Raw genomic sequence first — 4,605 nt, 5'->3', positions numbered from 1 at the left:
CACTAGGAGCCGTTCGGCGCGTTCGCCGGGCATCTCGACGAGAGTGATCCCGCCGGGATTGGCGTGCTGGAAGCGGGCGAGGGATGGCTCCTGTTCGAACAGGCTCGGCGCCACGAGAATCGGTAGGATGCGGCACCCGACCTGCGCTGCTGCTTCGAGTAGTGGCGGTATTTCATGATTGCGAATGAAGTCGGAGTCAAGGAAGTCTGCGCTGACGAGAAGGATCGCCGCACGTGCGCGGGAAAGCGCTATTGTAATTTCTTTGCGCCAGTCGTCACCCAGCTCTATCCGGCGGTCTGACCACAGATCGACGACTCCGTTGCGTTCCAAGGGGCTGAGGTGAACCTGGAGCCGGTCGAGCCATGCGGCGTCTTTGTGGCTATAACAGACGAATACCTGGTCCCGAGGCACCGGCAGCACTTTGCCGGCAGCGGTGAGAAGCTCGTCGCGGCTGAGTTGCCGTAGGTAGAACAGAAATTGCGGGTCGTCGGCGATCAGTCGCTGGCCTCGCGGGTCATAAAAGAGATGCTCGGCGATTCTCCTGCGCTTCAGCCCGAAGCCGTTACGCATCCCATCGATGAAAATCCGGTCGATTGCGTGGTCCAGATCCGGGCGTTCCTCGCGGACATTCTGGAGTCGAAGGATGCCATCGGGGGCCTGCGCGAGGCGAAGCAGGAGCTCGATACACAGGGGCTCGGTGGCGGCGTCGAGCACGATGAATTCGTCAACCATCGGCTGGTACTTCAGGCGGAGAGAGTCGGTCACCTTGGCGCGGGCCCGTCTGATGTCGGCCCGGACGGTCGTCAGGGTATCCACTGTCCGCTCGATACCGGCCATCATCGTCAGATGCCAGCACAGCATCTGCGCCGTGAGCAGGCTTCCCATTGCCGCCAGGCAGATCTCGGCCTGGTTGTCGAAGCGAAGGTGGAGAGCGACCTCGCCCTTCTCTATCATCTGAAGGATGAGGCTCTCGGTGGCGCGGCCAAGCCGGAACACCCGAATGCGGGTCGCCACGTCGGTTCCCACCGTTACCAGACTCAGCGCCGTGCCAGGGATCCCCACCACCACGAGCTTGCCCGCCGGACGCTCGTCGTCAGCGAGTAACTTCAGGTAGTCGGCGAGGCGGTCCCGAGTCTCGGCCGGCAACCGGTGGAAGTCGTCCACCGCGACGACTCCCTTATGGCCCTCAGGCAGCCGGCTGATCTCAGCGAGGTGGGCGGGATTGCGGGCACTGAGGATCCGCACCGGCCCGAGACGGTCGCAGTCCTGGGACACGGCGTGCCGCAGCATGGTTGTCTTACCGATCCCGGACGGCCCTTCCAGGACGATGCCGAGCCCAGGTTGGCGTAGTGCCAGCCGGAACTCGATGAAATCGTCTGGTTCGACGAAGGTCAGTGTCGGTACGCCGGCGGGCTTGAACACCTCGCCCAACTCGCGCTCCTCCCGCTCGGCCGAGAAGCGTCCGTGATCGATGCCCGGCTCGGCCGCGGCGCCACGCAGGCCCGATACTGCGAGTCGGATGCCGTCGATGATATTCTTGAGAGCCTCGTCCCGGCTGGCCCACCGGGTGACGGGAACACCGTCGGAGGGCAGCGGGGTAAGGCGCCCGAAGGGCTGGTGTTCCCAGGACGTCGCGCGCACCAGGACCGGTAGCACCACGGCTTGGCGGTCCTCGTGGCGGCGGAGAAGCACGTTCATATCTCGAGACGAGCCGTACTCCGTCGCCAGCAGATCACGGCTGACCAGCAGCAACGCGACTTCTGCCTCCCGCACGCCGGTGGCTATCCGCAGCCCGCTGTCTTCCTCGAGGGGTTGCTGGACCGGGTGCATGTCGACCCCCGATAACACCCCCTCCACCAGGAGCGTTCGCAGCGAGTCCGCTAACTCGACCGCGAAGGTGGCGTCGCCGGATGCATGCACGAGGAGGGCTCGTGGGCCCGGTGCGCGTTCACCGTCCTCGCGGCCGAGGCTGTCGAGCTGGTCTCCGTTCTGAGGGAAACGCGGGCTGTGGTCCGATTCTCGTCCGACCGTGGAGCCGGGGAACACCGGCACGCCACGAGGTTTACGCCGTCCTCCCTGGACAGCGCGGAGAAGACGCTCCCGTGCGTCCGCCGCGTCACTGGCCCCCGCGAGGTTGACCCAGACCAAACCGGCAAACGCCGCCGGCGTCTCCACGGGCTGCACCCGGACAGGGATCAGCCGCTCGCTTTGGATCCCTGTCGAGGCCTCGGACATCGCCGCAGCAGATCGGATATAGGCTGGAGAAACTACCGCGATGACCTTATCCGCGTTGGTGAGCGCGGTATGCAGCCGAGAGATAAAGTTTTCGCCGGCGGTGAAATCCCATTGCTGCAGTCCGACCGTGTAACCCGCGTCCTCCAGTTGCCACGCGATCCACTCGGCCCATTGCCGGTCCGCTGTGGTGTAACTGAGGAAGAAGTCCATCCTGTTGTCCATGTCGCCCCCGTCCGGTCAGAAGTGAAGCATAGCGTGGCGTCGCACACAGCATCGCTGGCACAGCGTAGTGGATATTGCCGAGTGTCATCGCTTCTGGGATCTTCAAAGCCGCATGGTCATGGTGTCGACGGCACTGTTGATGACCGTCGTCACGACTGTTGCCAATCACGTCCGATCGGTGGATTTCGTAGCCTGTCCGTCCGGACGTCTTTTTGTGCCGAAGTTATTGGATCTTCAGTCCGGTGTGGTGGGGCTTGGGCATGCTGCGGGACGGGCTCGGGCTGAGGCGCTGTTGGCTGGTGCCGCCACGTTCGGCGTCGCTCCATCCGGGTCGAAGATTCCAACGGTTGAGTAAAGATCATCAGTTGCCTGGTTGCCTTTCGGCAACACAGGGTGCACTACCCTTACATGTTTGTACGGACGGTGATCTGGCTGGCCAAAGGGCGACGCGCGATGGCGAAGCCGTCTCGCCTGGAGGCCCCAGGGGATGCTGCGGGGGTTCGGGTGGACGATCAGCGCTGGAAGCAGCGCACGCCGTCCGAGTTCGCCTGGGAGCGGGCGGCCCTGGGGTATCTCAGGACGCTGCTGCCGAACAAGGATCCGTTCCGGGCCTGGGCGAACGTGGAGTTCCTCGGCACCGACGGTTCGGTCAACGAGATCGATCTGCTGCTCGTCACCCCTGTCGGTATCGTCATCTTAGAGATCAAGTCGTGGTCCGCACTACTCGTGGGCGATGCGGGCACGTGGCGGCAGACACATCGTGCCCCCGTCGACAACCCGGTCATCGGAGCGGCCCGTAAGGCACGGAAGCTGAGGTCGCTGCTGGCTTCCCAGCAGGCCATGCGCGGGCGTCGGGTGCCATGGATCGAGGGCGCGGTCTTCCTGAGCGACGCCCGCCTGGAGGTCAGGTTTCGAGGAGGGGCCTGGTTGGCAGGATTTTCTGACCCGCCGTCACCGGTTCGCGCAGGACCGGCCGCACCGGGTCCGCATCTACCTGGCGAGCGGTGTCGACTCCCGTGACCAGCGGGACCAGCTGGTGCGGGCCGCAGAGCGGGAGTACCTAGCACTGCGTGGCATCGACCATCCCGGTATCGCGACGCCCGTCGACTTCGTCGAGCATGACCTCGGCCCGGCGGTCGTCTTCCGCTGGGCGCTTACGCTACGACTTGCCGCCGAGTTCCAAGGCTTCGCGCGTGATCTGCATAATCTCACGGCCAACATCTATGTAAGCCGTCTGGCTGGAGCCCGCACCGCATCCCTCGAACCGCTACGCTTGCTGTTTACATCCGGACGTGCTTTGGACAGAGGCAACGCCCATCCAGGCGCACTCGGCGCAGACTTTGCTCGCTTCGGTCTGACGCTCTGGCCTACGCTCGAAGCGACCAACCTTCGCGCATCCTCCTGGAACACCGCGCTCGGCCAACTGAACGCAGCCCGCAACGCTGTGGCCCATGACAACCCCGGCGAGATCGCAGACCTCGTCCGGCGGGGATGCCCGCCCACACTGGCCAGCGTGGAACGATGGCGCTCGTCGCTCGACGAACTGGCCGAGACATTAGACGATGTCCTCGCGACGTTCATCGAGGCGACCCTCGGCCCGCCGCGACCCTGGTGACGAGGAGGAAGCATACGATGCAGACACTGCCGGTTGCTGGTGACCATGTCCGCATTCCCTTCGGCCTGACCACCGTGAAGGGTGTGGTCCGTAACGCATACAACGAAGGAAGCGGCCCCCAGGTCACCATTGAGCTGCATATTCCTGGCGCCGACCCCGTCACCGGCACCTTCCCGCTCGACATAGTTGAGCCTGCTGAAGCCGCATAAAAACCTTCCCGGTGGTTGTCGGTGTCAATGTGATAAATGACACGGTAGTCGCCTCGTCGCGCGTTGTGGAGTCCGGCAAGTTGGAGCTGGAGTGGCTTGCCGACGCGGTGCGGGTTGGCCGCCAGCGATCCGTAAAGGAACTCGACGACGGCGGTGGCGACTTTCTCGGGCAGGCGGCGAAGGGTGCCTCGAGCGGGCGCGGTGAAGGCGGTCTCGTAGGCGTCGGTCACCGGCCGGTGGCGAGGCGCAGTGCTCGGCGACGACATCGCCCTGGGCACGAACCAACTCGGCGGTGGGCTGAGCGACGATCGTGCGAATCGCAGC

At 64.6% G+C, this 4,605-nt stretch carries 5 protein-coding genes and 1 pseudogene; 4 read left to right on the top strand and 2 right to left on the bottom strand.

The genetic code is table 11. From position 1 onward, the window contains the following. The coding region (locus tag U9980_RS22870) for a TIR domain-containing protein (RefSeq protein ID WP_322769824.1) at nt 1-2,457 on the bottom strand (2,457 nt) is incomplete at its 3' end. A 67-nt stretch (nt 2,458-2,524) separates the two neighbouring features. Between U9980_RS22870 and U9980_RS22865 the strand changes: the two genes are divergently transcribed. The 4 genes from U9980_RS22865 (at nt 2,525) to U9980_RS22850 (ending at nt 4,281) form a co-directional block, all read left to right on the top strand. Next, nucleotides 2,525-2,812 carry a hypothetical protein gene (locus U9980_RS22865; protein WP_322769823.1) on the top strand — a complete coding sequence of 96 codons (288 nt, stop codon included), beginning with the start codon at nt 2,525-2,527 and terminating at the stop codon, nt 2,810-2,812. Between the two features lie 98 nt (nt 2,813-2,910). Continuing rightward, a complete protein-coding gene (locus tag U9980_RS22860) occupies nt 2,911-3,477 on the top strand; it encodes an NERD domain-containing protein (RefSeq protein ID WP_322769822.1) in 567 nt (188 codons plus the stop codon). A 16-nt stretch (nt 3,478-3,493) separates the two neighbouring features. Then, on the top strand, nt 3,494-4,072 hold the full coding sequence (locus tag U9980_RS22855) for a hypothetical protein (protein WP_322769821.1): 579 nt from the start codon (nt 3,494-3,496) through the stop codon (nt 4,070-4,072). A gap of 17 nt (nt 4,073-4,089) precedes the next feature. Then, entirely contained in the window at nt 4,090-4,281 is a 192-nt protein-coding gene (locus U9980_RS22850; protein WP_322749528.1) for a hypothetical protein, read from the top strand. Nucleotides 4,282-4,289: 8 nt separating this feature from the next. Here U9980_RS22850 and U9980_RS28725 read toward each other — a convergent pair. Continuing rightward, a pseudogene (locus U9980_RS28725) lies at nt 4,290-4,547 on the bottom strand (type II toxin-antitoxin system RelE family toxin); the annotation flags it as partial. Nucleotides 4,548-4,605: the final 58 nt, after the last annotated feature.

The organism is Protofrankia sp. Cr1, from assembly GCF_963555865.1.
GTDB lineage: Bacteria > Actinomycetota > Actinomycetes > Frankiales > Frankiaceae > Protofrankia.
The sequence above is the reverse complement of the archived record's forward strand: the minus strand, read 5'-3'. Positions and strand labels throughout refer to the sequence as shown.